This is a genomic window from Bowmanella denitrificans (genome assembly GCF_039522935.1).
Lineage (GTDB): Bacteria > Pseudomonadota > Gammaproteobacteria > Enterobacterales > Alteromonadaceae > Bowmanella > Bowmanella denitrificans.
Genome location: NZ_BAAAEI010000015.1, coordinates 1 through 15101, shown reverse-complemented (window position 1 = coordinate 15101; position 15101 = coordinate 1). Strand labels below are relative to the sequence as shown.

Sequence of the window (15101 nt, the reverse complement as noted above, 5' to 3'; positions counted from 1 at the left end):
AGCCGGCGCTTTGCCACCGGGCTAACAAGGAGAAGATCAGAAAAACTTCAGAAATAAAAAAGCCCCTGAATCGGGGCTTGGTCAGAAATATCTGTTAAATCAGGATTTTCCGGCGACCTTCAGGCCACGGTTAATATCCATTACATCCTGTTCAGATAAGGTGCCAGCGGCCTGTTTCAGCTCCAGGTTGGCTACGATGTACTCATAACGGGCAATCGACAGGTTACGGCGGGCGTTGTACAGGTTACTGGTACTGTTTAACACGTCAACAATGGTACGAGTACCCACTTCAAAACCGGCTTCTGTGGCTTTCAGGGCGCTTTCGGCCGAGACCACGGCCTGTTCCAGGGCTTTGATACGGGAAATATAGGCAGACACATCATAGAAGTTTGAGCGTACATCCCGCACTACTTTGCGGTAAACCTGCTCGCGCTCTTCGCTGCTGGCAACAAACTGATGTCTGGCCTGTTCCGTTTGCGAGCTGACTCTGCCACCGGAATAAATCGGAATATCAATACCAATGCCAATAGACGCCGTATTATTGCGGCTGTTGATCTTATCTGTGTCACTTGAGGTCGCTGACGCGGTTAATCCCACCGACGGCAAATGGCCGGATTTGGCGATTTCAATATCCTGCTTGGCAATATCCACGCCGAGCTTGGCTACGGTTAGCTCCAGACTGCGCTCATCAGCAATCTTCAGCCAATCCTCTACGATTGCAGGAGTTGGCGGGGCAGTACTGAAACTGTCGGTATTCAGCACATTAATGTCGGCATGGTATGCACCGGTTATTTCGCGTAACACTTCGCGGCTGATTTCAACCGTATTACGTGCAGAAATCTCTTTTGCCACCGCGTTGTCAAACAGGGACTGTGATTCATGTACGTCAGTAATGGCGGTTAAGCCTACCGCATGACGTTGTTTGGTTTGCTCCAACTGTCTTTCAATGGCACGTTTTTCTGCCTGCGCCAGTTCCAGATCGTCAAGGGCTTGCAGCACCTGGAAATAGGCACTGGCAACACGCACAATCAGGGCTTGCTGGGCTTGCGCATAGGTAGCATTGGCTTGTGTTGCTGACAGCTCTGCCCTGTCCAGGCTTTTCCAGTAGCTGTGGTCATAAATGGACTGACGCAGGGTCAGGGTGCCGCTATTGCTTTCACCGTCGGCATCCCAACGTTCCATACCTGCATTCAGGGATAAATCGATTTGTGGCAACAAACTGGCGCGACTAATACCTACCGCGGAGTTAGCGGCCTCCTTACGAGCCTGGGCTGCCAGAATAACTGGATCTTTTTGTAATGCTTGCTGATACACCTGGAACAGGTCGTCAGCGAAAGCTTGCGAGGTCAGGCTAAAACCCACAAGCAAAGACAGCAGGGATTTCTTCATGAGTGTTCCTAAGAAATGATTTGCACGATCACAATTCTGATTAGTGGCTGCAAAGTCTAAGTAAATCAAGCGCTAACTGTAACCTTTTAAGGGTAACACTGAGTGTCCAAGTGTAACAGAATATTTATTCAGCAAATCCAGGTCCGGAATTAACTAAATCCATACTGACAATTCAGCTTCGATTTGGCTATGCTAGGCTCCCGCCGTTAATCTACCAGAATTAGGAGCAGGAATTGAAAGACTTCGGAGTCAGTTGCGACGACAAGGTACAAATGTTGGACAAGCAGCCTCTGTACAAGGGTTTTTTCACCATGCTCAGGTACAGTTTCCGGCATAAACTGTTCGCAGGCGGCTGGAGTCAGATACTGCACCGGGAAATTTTTGAACGGGGCCATGCTGTGGCGGTACTGCCCTATGATCCTGTCAGCGATGAGGTGGTATTAATAGAACAATTCAGGGCGGGGGCCATGGCCACCTCTGCTAATCCCTGGTTGTTTGAATGTGTTGCCGGCATTATTGACGAGGGTGAGAGCCCCGAACAGGTTTGCCGGCGTGAAGCAATGGAAGAAGCCGGGTTGCAGATTGGCCGTTTGCATCCCATGCTCAGTTATCTGTCCAGTCCGGGTGGCACGACCGAACGCCTTTATCTGTATATCGGCGAGTGTCGGGCCGAACAGGCCCAGGGCGTGCACGGATTGGCTGAAGAGGGCGAAGATATTCGGGTACACAGAATGCCTTCTGCCCAGGCCCTGACCATGATGGAAAATGGCCAGATAGATAACGCGGCAACCCTGATATCTCTGCAGTGGTTTGCCCTGAACAAGAACAAACTGATCGAGCAATGGTGTGAGTGAAGTAAGAACCCTGAAAAAACATGTGCCAAAACTGGCCAGTCTGCACGCAGTTTGCGAGGCGAATTATGGCCGTTTACTCAGGTTGCTGCCGGATTTGGATCAGCAGAAGCTGGAGTATTGTTTTGCCGTGGGTAAAGGGCTTAGTTACCGCATCGTGATTCAGCTTTGTGAACCTTACACAACTACCTTGGAAATGCGTCAGTTAAATGAAGGGTTGCCAGCTTATATGCAACCGGTTATGCAAATCCGCTTATATCATGATGCCAGAATGGCAGAAGTGATGGGTTTTCAGCAAATGGGCAGATTTAAGCCCAGCTACCCCTATCCAAACAGCCTGATGCATCAGCGCAACGAAAAAGAACTGGTGAACCATTTTCTATCGGAATGGCTGGGATTCTGCCTGCGTAACCTGTCCCCTTCATCCATCCAACAAGGTTGATTACAGGCAATATGAAATCCTTTCGGCTGGTGCAAATCAGCGATTGTCATCTGTTTGCTGAACCAGATAGAGCCGGTTACGGCGGTATCCGGCCCTGGTACAGTCTGGCTGAAGTTCTTAAGTTGGCGACTCAGTTCACAGCGGATGCCTTGCTGTTTAGCGGCGATATCAGTAATGACTTGTCGCGGCACAGCTACCAGCACTTGCAGACCTTAATCAACCAGTATTGCCAGGGGATACCCTGGCATCTGATTCCCGGCAATCATGATGACAGTGCACTGATGCAGTCAATGTTTACCGACAATATGGGTTGTCTGGCTAGCCCTGTGGATATGGGATACTGGCAATTGCATGGTTTGGACAGCCAATACCGTGGCACCTTAGGCCAGGTCAGTGCGGCGCAGCTTGCTGACCTGCAACAGCGTATCAATGCATCGACAAAACCTTATCATCTGGTGGCGGTGCATCATCATCCCTTAGCGTCTGATAGTTGGATGGATAAGCACGCCTGGGTCAACAGCGAAGCATTTCTTAAGTTGCTGGAGCGCAATCCATCGATTCGCCTGGTGTTGCATGGCCATATTCACACCGATAAAACCTGGCAATATGCCAGCACCACTATTGCCGCCTGCCCCTCCAGTTGCTGGCAATGGGCTATGCAGCCGGAATTTGCCCTGGCCGATGAACGGCCGGGACTGCGTATTATTGATCTGGGCGACAATGGCGACATACACAGCCGGGTAGCCAGGTTGTCATTAGACAGCGATATTTAGGAAAATACTATGACGGAAAAGGTGCTGATCTACCTGCACGGATTTTTAAGTTCGCCACAATCCCATAAGGCGTCACTGGTCGCAGATTATATGGCCACGCATGCCAGGCATATTCGTATGGAATGCCCGCAGCTGGCCAATTTCCCTGAACAGGCACTGGCTCAGGCCAGAGCGCTGGCCAGCCAGTATAAAGATGCGGAGCTGGCCTTTATCGGCAGCTCAATGGGCGGATTTCTGGCTACCCATCTGGTCAATGAATTTGGTGGTCGCGCGGTACTGATCAACCCTGCCGTTAACCCACATATACTGCTAAGCGGTTTATTAGGACAGCACCAAAATCCCTACACGCAAGAGCAATTTACCCTGGATGGCCAGCATGTGAAGCAGTTGCAGGCACTGGCCGTACAAGGCATTAAGCAGCCTGACGCCTTCTGGGTATTGCTGCAACAGGGGGATGAAACCCTGGATTATCGCTGGGCAGAACAGTTGTATCAGCACGGGCACTTGAGCATCGAAGCCAACGGCAGCCACGCTTTTGATGGCTTTGAGCGCTATTTGCCGCAGATTGTGGATTTTCTGTTTAATGACAAGACGGTATGTACTGTGCCTGATGCTGGAATTGCTCCGCTGACATTGAGTTGATAACATCAAACCAGTCGCCGCTTTCCTATGCCCCGGAACGGCCTGAATCAACCTCCAACCTGTAGAAATTGCATGTCAAATCAAAGCTATAACGCAGAAGCCATAGAGGTCTTAAGTGGACTGGACCCGGTAAAACGCCGTCCGGGCATGTATACCGACACAACCCGGCCCAATCACCTGAGCCAGGAAGTTATTGATAACAGCGTGGACGAAGCCCTGGCGGGGCATGCCAGCAGTATTAAGGTCACCTTGTTTGAAGATCAGTCACTTGAAGTGATTGACGATGGTCGTGGCATGCCGGTGGATATTCACCCTGAGCATGGCATCAGCGGCGTAGAACTGATTATGACCAAGCTGCATGCCGGCGGTAAGTTTTCCAATAAAAACTACCAGTTTTCCGGCGGTTTGCACGGCGTCGGTATCTCAGTGGTGAATGCGCTGTCTAACCGGGTTGAAGTAACCATTCGCCGTGACGGTCAGGTCTATCAAATGGCCTTTGCCAATGGTGACAAGGTGGAAGAGCTGCAGGTGGTGGATACCTGTGGCAAACGCAATACCGGCACCCGGGTGCGTTTTTGGCCTGACAGCCAATATTTTGATTCACCAAAGTTTTCGGTATCCAAACTGTTACATGTTCTGCGCGCTAAAGCGGTACTCTGTCCGGGTCTGCGGATTCGCTTTGAAGACAAAACCAGCAATCAAAGTCATGAATGGCACTATGAGGATGGCCTGCGTGATTATTTGTTCCAATCGGTGGGCGAGAGCATCAGTATTCCCAGCGACAATCCCTTTGTGGGCAGTTTTTCCGGCAATCACGAGGCCGCTGACTGGGCGGTGATCTGGCTGCCCGAAGGCGGGGAGCTGTTAACCGAAAGCTATGTGAACCTGATCCCCACCGCCCAGGGCGGCACCCATGTGAATGGTTTGCGTCAGGGCCTGCTGGAATCTATGCGCGAGTTTTGTGAATTCCGCAACCTGATGCCGCGAGGCGTCAAGCTGACCCCGGAAGATATCTGGGACAGGTGCAGTTATATCCTGTCGACCAAAATGCAGGATCCGCAATTTGCCGGCCAGACCAAAGAGCGTTTGTCATCCCGCCAGGCTGCTGCTTTTGTTTCTGGTGTGGTTAAGGATGCCTTTAGTCTGTGGCTGAACCAGCATACCGACATTGCTGAGCAACTGGCAGACATGTGCATCAGTAATGCCCAGCGTCGTTTGCGTCAGGTGAAAAAAGTTGAACGTAAAAAGGTCACACAAGGTCCGGCTTTGCCCGGCAAGCTAACCGATTGCTCCAGTCAGGATAACAGTCGCAGTGAGCTGTTTCTGGTGGAAGGGGATTCGGCTGGTGGCAGTGCCAAACAAGCCCGTGACCGGGAGTTTCAGGCGGTGATGCCACTGCGTGGAAAGATTCTTAATACCTGGGAAGTGGAGTCCAGTCAGGTGCTGGGCTCGCAGGAAATCCATGATATCTCTGTGGCACTGGGGATAGACCCAGACTCCAGTGATCTATCTGGTCTGCGCTATGGCAAAGTTTGCATTCTGGCCGATGCCGACTCAGACGGTCTGCATATTGCGACCTTGCTATGTGCCTTGTTTATCCGCCATTTCCGCGCACTGGTGGAGCACGGGCATGTGTATGTGGCGATGCCGCCACTGTTTCGCATTGATGTGGGTAAAGAAGTGTATTACGCCCTGGATGAAGGCGAGAAGCAGGGCATTCTGGACCGCATCGAAGCGGAAAACAAACGCGGTAAAGTCAATGTCCAGCGCTTTAAGGGCTTGGGCGAGATGAACCCGTTGCAATTGCGCGAAACCACCATGGATCCCAATACCCGTCGCCTGGTTCAGCTTACCGTCGATGATGACGCTCACACCCAGGAACTGATGGATATGTTGCTGAATAAAAAGCGCGCCGGCGATCGCAAGGAATGGCTTGAGAACAAAGGGAACCTGGCGGTTATTCAATGACAAAAGCGGTCGCGCGCCTGGCATACGGGTTGGTATGCCTATTTTTACTGCTGGCTCTGCTTACTGCTGGCACGGCGTGGTGGCTGCTCGAAGACAAACCTTGGGTTGAAGAGGATGTTGTCAGCCAGCTCGATCAGGCCGATTCCGTTAACCCCTTGCTGAAGCAAGCACGCGGCTTGCTGCGCTACAATCAGTATCCGCAAACGCTCAGGGTCAGCAAACCTCAGTTGCAAAGTTTAGCCGGATTGGCCCAGCGTGCGTTGCCAGGTTTGCAGGGTCAGGTCGGACTGAGTGAGCAATTGGGCTGGACGGTCTGGAGCTATCGTCTGCCAGACAACCCTTTTGGCCGGTATATTAATCTGAGTGTAGAGTTGTTGCCGGCTAATGGTATTCAGCTTGGCGATATCCGGGTTGGTGGCTTAAGTTTCTCAGGTGACACAGTCAAGTGTCTGGCACTTTGGCTGCTGGACTGGAAACTGGGCGATGAACTGGCCAGTGATTTTTTGCAGCGCATAGAGCAAGTGCAATTGAGTGAACAACAGGTCCTAGTGCGCATCGCGGCATTTAATGATTTATATGCCAAGCTCAAAGCCTTACCCAAATCTGCCCTATCGGCACAGGATGAGTTAAAGCGACAGCGAGTACAGTTTTACCTGAGTCAGTTAGACAGCATGGCGCTGCCACCGGCAGACATTTCTCTTGGCCCATTGATTGGACATGTTTTTGAACATGCCAAACAGCGTGCCCAGGCTGGTGCCAATGCATATGAAGAAAATGAAGCCGCTTTGATGGCGCTGGCTATCTTTGCCGGAACATACCGTTTCGCCCATTTTGTTGGCGACCTTAACAATGCGCAGGGCAAGATACCGGTAGCGAGAACCCACACAACCCTGGCGGGTCGTCGTGACCTTAGCCTGCACTTTCTTTACTCTGCGGCCATCAAGCTGTTATCGGAACAAGGCGTCAGTATGGCTATCGGGGAGTTTAAGGAATTGATGGACAGAAGTAAGAAAGACAGTGGTTTCAGTTTTGTAGACCTGACGGCAGATATGACAGGGATACGCTTTGCTGAGTTGGCCACGCACCCTTATACGGCTGTCAGGCTGCAGGAAGCGGTTGCCGGCCTGGGTAATGAAGCATTGTTTTTCCCCGATGTTAGTGGATTGCCGGAAGGCTTAGATAAACAGGCATTCACCGAACGATATCAGCAGGTAGATAGCCAAGCCTATAAGGCTGAAATTCAAGAAATACATCGTCGCATAGGCAGTCTGGCGCTTTACCAGCCCTGATTGACCGGGCACCCCTTGCAATCTGCCTTATCAGACCGGATTATTGCCCTTTTTGCGAAGCGAGGAGCATAAGGCTTGGAATTGTGGCTTGAGAAGATCCTGGAGTTTGTGGTCGGACATAAGCTGGTGTTGTCTGTGCTGTTTGGCGCGCTGTTTCTGGTGCTGCGGCAGTGGCTGCTAAGGCTGATCCGTAAACGTGCCAAGCGTAAGTCAGAAGATAAACGCCATGTGGTCAATGCTATTAAAAACATTACTAACCTGTTGTTAGTGTTGTTTTTGCTGGCGGTCTGGTCCACCGAATTGCAGAATCTGGCCCTGTCCATCGCCGCTTTTATGGTGGCCATTGTATTGGCTACCCGTGAATTTATTCAGTGCATCATGGGTTTTGTATATGCCACCAGTACCCGTATGTTCAGGGTTGGTGATTGGATCCAGGTGGGCAATTATCAGGGGGAGGTTATAGAGTCCCACTGGTTTACCCTGACCCTGCTCGAAGTCGATATCGAGACCTATGAGTATTCAGGTAAAACCTTAAACATACCTAACAATCTGTTAGTCACCAGCACGGTTAAAAACCTCAATTATCTGAAACGTTATGCCAGCCATACTTTCACTTTGGTCAGGGATCAGTCGGTGAATGTGTTTGCCTTCAAACGGGAATTACTCGACCTGGCAAAAGTTCATTGTGAACACTTTCGCGATGTGGCCATGCGTTACAACAACCTGATTCAGAAACGATTGGATGTCAGTATCCCCGGGCCAGACCCAGATATCCGCGTGACCACCAATCATCTTGGCGATACTGAAGTCCGGATTAAGATTTTCTGCCCGACTGAGCAAGCCATTGAAATTGAACAAAAGATTGCAGAGGACTTTATGCGCTTGTGGTTTTACCACCAAAACCCATCGGCTTCGTCGCTGCCATCTTTGCCTGAAAGCCAGCTCCAAGAATAAAAGTGCGACTAATAGCAGCTTTGTTACAAATTATGTGTAAAGACGATAAAAGTGGCGCAACAATTCCTAATTACCGTTGATTAGGAACGATAAGATTTAAAAATAGTGTGCTTTTTAACCACTTTTGCATTTAACTATGCAGGTTTGAATTAACCATGTTAAGTCGATTTTATGTGTATTATTCAAAGTATTAGCTCTACTTTCTGCGCTGGCCTTGTCATCTTTAACCTTGTTCAACGGCAAAATAGATAAGTTCATTAAATGATTTTGTGGGTTTGCGGCAGTTTTATAGTGAATGTCGGGATTTAAGTGACTAATCAGCCTGATTAAATAGCCTTCTGATCAGAAGTAGCTCTTCTTCAAAACGCCATTGTTGAATCTGTATCTCAAATGGGTCGGTCAGTTGGATGCTGCTGACCTCTGTTGTGGCCCATTCCGGGACCGGGAAGGTCTTAAAATCATGGCCGAAATTACCCTGCAACTGGCAGGCGTAAATACGAAAGCCGTTTTCATTGGCGCCCAGAAAACGTCCCACTTCCACGTTAAAGCCGGTTTCTTCCCAGGTTTCCCGGTGTGCAGTGCACTGGGCACTTTCCTGCCCGCTGCGTAAACCGCCGGGTAAGTCCAGTTTTCCGGAATGTCGGTGACCTATAGTTACCAGCCATTTGTCGATTTTAATTAGGCAGGCTGCGTTGCCGGGGGTAGCCTCCTTGGTCTGTTCTTTTACCCTGCACATAGGATCGGCTGGCCGCTCTGGGGTACAGGCCATCAGGGATAAAGTACAGGCAACAAGTAATTTGATTCGCAAGGCAGCATTGGTATTGAGTCGGGCAGGCGCCCATATTAGGCGGATGGTACTTGGCAATCAATACTTCCCGCATAACTCTGCCATACTGCATAAGTTAACAATAACAGGGGTGGGCGTGTCCACGACCCCGTAAAATAATGAATTACCTTTGGGGCAACAGGCCAGATGAGCAACAAACGCCATATTTCACCCGTACTAATCATACTGCTGCTGGTGGCGGCATTAACCCTTTATTTATTTTTACAGGAAGACCAGACGCAGAATCAGCGTATGGTGCAGATTGTGCCGGTCAAAGTGCAACAGGCGCAGCAGCAGGAATTTGCCGTGCTGATTGAAGCACTGGGAACCGCCAGAGCCAACGAAGCCGTGGCCATTACCGCATTGGAAAGTGAGATTGTTGACAGTATTGCTTTTGATGACGGTGATTTGGTCAAGAAAGGTCAGTTGTTGCTGACCTTAAATAACCGCGAAGAGCGGGCCAGAGTGAATGAACTGGAAGTCAACCTGCAGGAAGCCAAGCGCCAGTTGATGCGAATTCGTGACTTGGCCAAAGAGAATGCCACATCGGCGCAACTACTGGATGCACAGGAAGCCCGAGTCAATGCTTTGGCTGCTCAACTGGAAGTGGCGAATGCGCAATTAGCAGAGCTGGAAATACGTGCCCCCTTTGCCGGTAAGCTGGGTATTCGCCGGTTCAGTAAAGGGGCTTTGGTAAAACCCGGCGATGTGATTACTACTTTGGATGATCTTCAGCAGATTAAAGTGGACTTTAGTATCTCCGAAGCCCACCTGCCTGATGTGGAAAAAGGGCAACTGGTGCTGGCCAGCACCGTGGCCTATCCAGGGCAACAATTCAGGGGAGAGATATCCAGTCTGGATTCGCGTATCGACCCTGTGACTCGCTCAGTGCAGGTGCGCGCCATGATTAGTAACCCGGAGCTGAAACTTCGCCCAGGTATGCTTTTGCAAATTAATTTGCAAAAACAAGTACTAAACACGCTGGTGTTACCGGAAGGGGCGCTATTACCCATTCAGGATAAGCAATATGTGTATGTGGTGGACAGCAATAGTAAAGCCCACCAACAGGAAGTTGAGGTTGGACGGCGAAAACCCGGTCTGGCGCAAATCCTGTCCGGTATCCAGGCCGGTGACAAGGTGGTGATTGAAGGGACCCTGCGTTTAAGCGAAGGGTCACAGGTCAGGATTCAGGAGTAAAGTCATGCTGCTGTCAGATCTGTCGGTAAAACGCCCGGTTTTCGCCTCTGTTGTTAACCTGCTGTTGATTGTGTTCGGTATTGTGGCGGTCAGTATGTTGTCGCTGCGGGAATATCCGGATGTGGATCCGCCCATTGTTTCAATTAACACTAACTATCCCGGCGCGTCAGCCAATATTGTCGAAAGCCGCATTACGCAGTTACTGGAAGACAGAATCAGCGGTATCGAAGGTATCAAAAATATTACCTCCAGCAGTCGTAATGGCCGCTCATCCATCAGCATTGAATTCGAACTGTATCGGGATATTGATGCGGCCGCCAACGATGTGCGGGAAAGGGTTAGCCGGGCCTTAAATAACTTACCGGAACAGGCCGATCCGCCGGAAGTGTTTAAGTCAGATTCAGACGAAGATGTGGTGGTCTGGTACAACCTGCGCAGCGATACCATGTCGGTGATGGAACTGACCGATTATGCCGATCGCTATATTGTTGACCGTCTGGCCATAGTTGATGGGGTGGCCAGGGTGCAGATTGGTGGAGGACGCACCTACGCCATGAAGGTGTGGTTGGATCGCAATGCCATGGCAGCCCGCAATATCACAGTCAGCGATATTGAGCAGATCATTCGTGCCGAGAACGTAGAGCTACCAGCCGGGGTGATTGAATCAGATGACCGGGACTTTGAGGTCAGGGTGGCGCGTACCTTTCTGACCCCGGACGATTTTTCCAAGTTAACCATCAAGGCGGGTGAAGACGGCTATCTGGTGCGACTGGGGGAAGTCGCGCGGGTGGAACTGGCGGCCGAAGACGATGAAACCGAATTCCGTGGGAATGGCGTGAATATGATTGGCCTGGGCATTGTCAAACAATCCAAGGCCAATACCCTGGATGTGGCTATTGCGGCCAGAAAAGCCATTGTCGAAATCGAAGCTAACCTGCCCGCCAGTATCTTTATTGTGCCCAGCTATGACTCGTCGGTATTTATTGAAGACTCTATCGATGAAGTTTACGAAACCCTGGCTATTGCGATGGCAATGGTCGTGATAGTGATCTACCTGTTTTTAGGCAATGTACGCGCCACACTAATTCCAGCCGTGACAGTGCCTGTGTCCCTGGTGGCGGCCTTTATGGTGCTGTATATGCTGGGGTATTCCATTAACCTGCTGACATTACTGGCGTTGGTACTGGCCATCGGCTTGGTGGTGGATGACGCCATCGTGGTACTGGAAAATATCTATCGTCGGGTCGAAATGGGCGAGCCACCGCTACTGGCCGCTTACCGTGGCGCCAGGGAGGTGGGGTTTGCCGTGATCGCCACCACCTTGGTCTTGATTGCGGTGTTTTTGCCCCTGGTGTTTTTGCAGGGCAATATCGGTCGCCTGTTTACCGAGTTTGCCGTGGCCATTGCGGCGGCCGTGGCGTTTTCAAGTTTTACGGCCCTGACCCTGTCACCCATGCTTTGTTCCCGGATCCTGGAAAAAAGAGAAAGAGGCAGTTGGTTTGGGCGTTTGGTGGACAAAGGTTTTCTGCGCCTGGAAAACAGCTACTTTACAGCATTAGGTAAGAGCCTGCACCAGCCTTTGGTGAGCTTGTTGATGGTGCTGGTCAGTCTGGTTGCCCTGTATGGTCTGACGGCCAAGGTACCCAGTGAGTTTGTGCCCAAAGAAGATCGGGGTAACTTCTTTATTATGATGCAGGCCGCCGAGGGAGCCAGCTTTGAAAGCAATAGTCGCAATATCGCCAAGATAGAGAGCATCTTACTGCCTTATCTGGATGCCGGGGAGGTGAACCGGGTATTGGTGCGCACCCCTGGCTGGGGAGGAACAGCAGGTATTGCCATAGTTGGTGCGGTGGATTGGGAGCTCAGGCAACGTTCTACCTTCGATATAATGGACGAGGTCAGTGCTAAGATTTCAGAGATCCCTGATGTACGTGCGTTTGCCATTATGCGCAGCAGTATTGGCGGCAGGGGCCTGGGTCGTCCGGTGCAGTTTGTGCTTAAAGGCGATACCTACGAGGACCTGGTGCGGGCCCGTGATATTGTAATGGCCAGAGCCGCTGAAAATCCGGGACTAGTGCGGATTGACAGTGATTATAAGGAAACCTGGCCACAACTGTTGGTGAAAATTAACCGGGACAGGGCCGCCGATCTCGGCGTCTCCATTGGTGATATTGGCCGCACCCTGGAAACCATGCTGGGGCAGCGCAGGGTTTCCACTTACCTAGACCGTGGCCAGGAGTACTATGTGATTATGGAAGGAAACAAGGAGGATTACCGCAGCCCGCAAAGTATTGAAAACCTCTACGTGCGCTCCAACCGAAGCGGTAAATTGATCCCGCTGGACAACCTGCTGACCTTCGAAGAAGGGGCAACGTCTTCCACATTACATCGTTACAACCGCATGCGGGCTATTACTATCAGTGCCAACCTGGCAGAGGGATACACCTTGGGCGAAGCCCTGACGTTCCTGAACAAAGTGGTGGACGAAGAGGTCGCCGATACCATTGCGGTGGACTATCGTGGGGAGTCGCAGCTTTTCCACGAGTCGGGCAATTCGGTGCTGTTTATTTTTGCCATGGCACTGGCGGTCACCTATCTGGTGCTGGCGGCGCAATTTGAAAGCTGGGTACACCCTCTGGTGATTATGCTGACCGTGCCCCTGGCACTGCTTGGTGCCTATATAGGTCTGTATCTGGCGGATATGTCGATTAATATCTATAGCCAGATAGGAATGGTGATGCTGATTGGCCTGGCAGCAAAGAACGGTATCCTGATTGTGGAGTTTGCCAACCAGCTCAGGGATGTGGGCATTGAGTTCGAGCAGGCCTTAAAACGCGCTGCCAAACAGCGTCTGCGCCCCATCGTCATGACAGGTTTTACCACTGTCTTCAGTTCCTTGCCCTTGGTACTGGCCAGTGGTCCAGGCTCGGAGAGCCGTATGGTGATTGGTATGGTGATTTTTGCCGGGGTAATGATGGCCACTTTTATGACCTTGTATGTGGTGCCCACCGCCTATTATTGGCTGGCACGTCACACCGGCTCACCGCTGCAAAAGACACACGAGCTGGAGAAACTGGATAAACAAATCCCTTATCGTAAAGGCGAGTTGGAATAGCATCGCCTACCGATCAGGGTTGAAATCAATCTGGGTTGGCTATCAATGATAGCCAACCGCTTCCAGTGAGTGTAAGAAGCTGTTCCCCGCCACCAGATGTCTGGGATGAGGCATACCGGTAATTTTGTAGAAGGACCAGCCCCGGCGCTGTAATTTGTAGCGCAGGTGTCGGGCGCGCAGAATGGGGTTGTCTACCTGATCATGCCAGATGGCACCGAAGCCATAAGCAGTGTCTTCCAGGCGATGGACAAAGAAGGAATAGAGCCCCTGCTCTCTTTTCCCGCTGGGGATAACAATATCGAAGATTTTCAGAGCGCGGTAACGCATGCCGCCGTGGTCTATATCGCCTACTGCCATTCTAACGCTGCCGCCATCCGCTGACACCCGGTGAAACTGGTTGCCCTTCATAGGGTCCCACTCATCAACCCAGTCCAATGCGTTGATCATTAACGATTCAATACTTCTGTAAGACATGACTACAAACCTCCTAATTGACATCCGGATTTCGCTCTCGCCGCGGCAACTACTTGCTTTGAGTCAAATTCTGTATCGGCAGGGGCCGTCAAAATTTAGCGGTAATTCCGATAAAAGGTGTCTGATACCGCTAGCACCATCTCAATAGTGTAGATGAGCTGAGCGGAATGAAGCCGGATCTACAAAGAATATCTGATGAAGTCTATAGAAAGCCCTATGATTCTGGTGAACACCTTGTACGCAAAGTTCGACACTCAATGACTTCCTGGCTAAAAAAATCTGTTGGTTGTCGAACAGATGTAGGCTAACTAAAGAGGGGGCGAATAATCACAAGGTCTTTGCACAAAATTAGTTCCTTCTTATTTTTAATTTACATGCAGTTAAATTCAGAAACTTACTTAAAGAAACTGGAAATATCAGTATTATACTTATCTCTGATAAGTTTTTTGAGTTCAGCTGAAGAGCAACTTTCTGATTTCCTAATATCATTGAAGGCCTCTTGAAGTTTTTTTAATCCTAGCTTTTCTTCAAGAAATTCGAATATTGTTAATGAAACAAAATATCTAGCGGATGTATTTGATTCATCGCTAACTATGTCATCCGGTCCAAAAGAAAAGGGACCAGGAGGAGAATAACTTGGGTCTTGCTGTTTTTTCTTCTTCTGTTCCGGCGTCAGTTGTCGCTCTATTGCATCAGGTTTTACCTGCATAGCTCCCCAATTATCCAGATTCAATTCACCGACCAGATTCTGAAACGCAGTCTGATATCTTTGACGCTCCTCCCGCGCCACCCTTTCATCCCATGCTTTTGTTGTTTTTTGTTCATTCCACATGGCTTGGCCTTCTTTAAACCACCTGGGAACATCACAGCTAATAGTATTTTGTATTGAATGCGTTTGCTCATGCCCAATGAAGGTGTATAGATCTTTCAGAGCCCTTGTGGATATGCTGTTGGAACTGGGGTGAACAACTACCCACCTGGTTTTCCCATTCTGCCTGGGGGGAATATAGCTTTCATCGTCAACAAAGGCGACTTCGGCCCAATCAACTTCGGATGCACTTAAACCAACATTTGCAGAAAGACTGGTGTAGATGAGGTTTAATGTGGGTATGGCCCAGGGCGGGATCAAACTTTGTAAATCATCTTAAAGTCTGATCAAATACGCGCAGTTTCCCTTACCA

13 protein-coding genes are annotated in these 15101 nt (G+C 50.3%); 9 read left to right on the top strand and 4 right to left on the bottom strand.

The window, feature by feature from the left end; all coding sequences use genetic code 11:
• Positions 1–99: 99 nt before the first annotated feature.
• Complete coding sequence (tolC, locus tag ABD028_RS13680; RefSeq protein WP_343845611.1) at positions 100–1389, bottom strand: outer membrane channel protein TolC; 1290 nt, start codon at positions 1387–1389, stop codon at positions 100–102.
• 272 nt (positions 1390–1661) lie between these two features.
• On the opposite strand from tolC, the gene nudF reads away from it, so the two are divergent.
• The 7 genes from nudF (at position 1662) to ABD028_RS13645 (ending at position 8308) form a co-directional block, all read left to right on the top strand.
• Positions 1662–2243 carry an ADP-ribose diphosphatase gene (nudF, locus tag ABD028_RS13675; RefSeq protein WP_343845906.1) on the top strand — a complete coding sequence of 194 codons (582 nt, stop codon included), beginning with the start codon at positions 1662–1664 and terminating at the stop codon, positions 2241–2243.
• Complete coding sequence (locus tag ABD028_RS13670; RefSeq protein ID WP_245921690.1) at positions 2236–2682, top strand: DUF1249 domain-containing protein; 447 nt, start codon at positions 2236–2238, stop codon at positions 2680–2682. Before nudF ends, ABD028_RS13670 begins: the two co-directional genes overlap by 8 nt.
• Positions 2683–2693: 11 nt before the next feature.
• Positions 2694–3455, top strand: a complete 762-nt coding sequence (locus tag ABD028_RS13665) for a metallophosphoesterase family protein (RefSeq protein WP_343845609.1) — start codon at positions 2694–2696, stop codon at positions 3453–3455.
• Between the two features lie 9 nt (positions 3456–3464).
• Entirely contained in the window at positions 3465–4097 is a 633-nt protein-coding gene (locus ABD028_RS13660) for a YqiA/YcfP family alpha/beta fold hydrolase (RefSeq protein ID WP_343845608.1), read from the top strand.
• A 72-nt stretch (positions 4098–4169) separates the two neighbouring features.
• Complete coding sequence (gene parE, locus ABD028_RS13655) at positions 4170–6065, top strand: DNA topoisomerase IV subunit B (protein ID WP_102797417.1); 1896 nt, start codon at positions 4170–4172, stop codon at positions 6063–6065.
• Positions 6062–7354, top strand: a complete 1293-nt coding sequence (locus ABD028_RS13650) for a hypothetical protein (protein WP_343845605.1) — start codon at positions 6062–6064, stop codon at positions 7352–7354. Before parE ends, ABD028_RS13650 begins: the two co-directional genes overlap by 4 nt.
• A gap of 75 nt (positions 7355–7429) precedes the next feature.
• On the top strand, positions 7430–8308 hold the full coding sequence (locus tag ABD028_RS13645) for a mechanosensitive ion channel family protein (RefSeq protein WP_343845603.1): 879 nt from the start codon (positions 7430–7432) through the stop codon (positions 8306–8308).
• 313 nt (positions 8309–8621) lie between these two features.
• Here ABD028_RS13645 and ABD028_RS13640 read toward each other — a convergent pair whose 3' ends face one another.
• A complete protein-coding gene (locus ABD028_RS13640; protein ID WP_343845602.1) occupies positions 8622–9173 on the bottom strand; it encodes an NUDIX hydrolase in 552 nt (183 codons plus the stop codon).
• Between the two features lie 108 nt (positions 9174–9281).
• Between ABD028_RS13640 and ABD028_RS13635 the strand changes: the two genes are divergently transcribed.
• Together ABD028_RS13635 and ABD028_RS13630 are read left to right on the top strand one after the other, a co-directional pair.
• Positions 9282–10331, top strand: a complete 1050-nt coding sequence (locus ABD028_RS13635) for an efflux RND transporter periplasmic adaptor subunit (RefSeq protein WP_343845600.1) — start codon at positions 9282–9284, stop codon at positions 10329–10331.
• A 4-nt stretch (positions 10332–10335) separates the two neighbouring features.
• Entirely contained in the window at positions 10336–13446 is a 3111-nt protein-coding gene (locus ABD028_RS13630; protein WP_343845598.1) for an efflux RND transporter permease subunit, read from the top strand.
• Positions 13447–13488: 42 nt separating this feature from the next.
• Here ABD028_RS13630 and ABD028_RS13625 read toward each other — a convergent pair whose 3' ends face one another.
• Both ABD028_RS13625 and ABD028_RS13620 read right to left on the bottom strand, forming a co-directional pair.
• Positions 13489–13920: a hypothetical protein gene (locus ABD028_RS13625; RefSeq protein ID WP_102797409.1), complete on the bottom strand. Its 432-nt coding sequence runs from the start codon at positions 13918–13920 to the stop codon at positions 13489–13491.
• A gap of 394 nt (positions 13921–14314) precedes the next feature.
• Positions 14315–15049 (bottom strand): hypothetical protein, encoded by a 735-nt coding sequence (locus ABD028_RS13620; RefSeq protein WP_343845596.1) that lies wholly within the window; start codon positions 15047–15049, stop codon positions 14315–14317.
• Positions 15050–15101 lie beyond the last annotated feature (52 nt).

Coding starts and splice junctions, on each gene's coding strand:
- tolC (WP_343845611.1), bottom strand. CDS start 1,389: ATGAAGAAATCCCTGCTGTCTTTGCTTGTGGGTTTTAGCCTGACCTCG.
- nudF (WP_343845906.1), top strand. CDS start 1,662: ATGTTGGACAAGCAGCCTCTGTACAAGGGTTTTTTCACCATGCTCAGG.
- ABD028_RS13665 (WP_343845609.1), top strand. CDS start 2,694: ATGAAATCCTTTCGGCTGGTGCAAATCAGCGATTGTCATCTGTTTGCT.
- ABD028_RS13660 (WP_343845608.1), top strand. CDS start 3,465: ATGACGGAAAAGGTGCTGATCTACCTGCACGGATTTTTAAGTTCGCCA.
- parE (WP_102797417.1), top strand. CDS start 4,170: ATGTCAAATCAAAGCTATAACGCAGAAGCCATAGAGGTCTTAAGTGGA.
- ABD028_RS13650 (WP_343845605.1), top strand. CDS start 6,062: ATGACAAAAGCGGTCGCGCGCCTGGCATACGGGTTGGTATGCCTATTT.
- ABD028_RS13635 (WP_343845600.1), top strand. CDS start 9,282: ATGAGCAACAAACGCCATATTTCACCCGTACTAATCATACTGCTGCTG.
- ABD028_RS13630 (WP_343845598.1), top strand. CDS start 10,336: ATGCTGCTGTCAGATCTGTCGGTAAAACGCCCGGTTTTCGCCTCTGTT.
- ABD028_RS13625 (WP_102797409.1), bottom strand. CDS start 13,920: ATGTCTTACAGAAGTATTGAATCGTTAATGATCAACGCATTGGACTGG.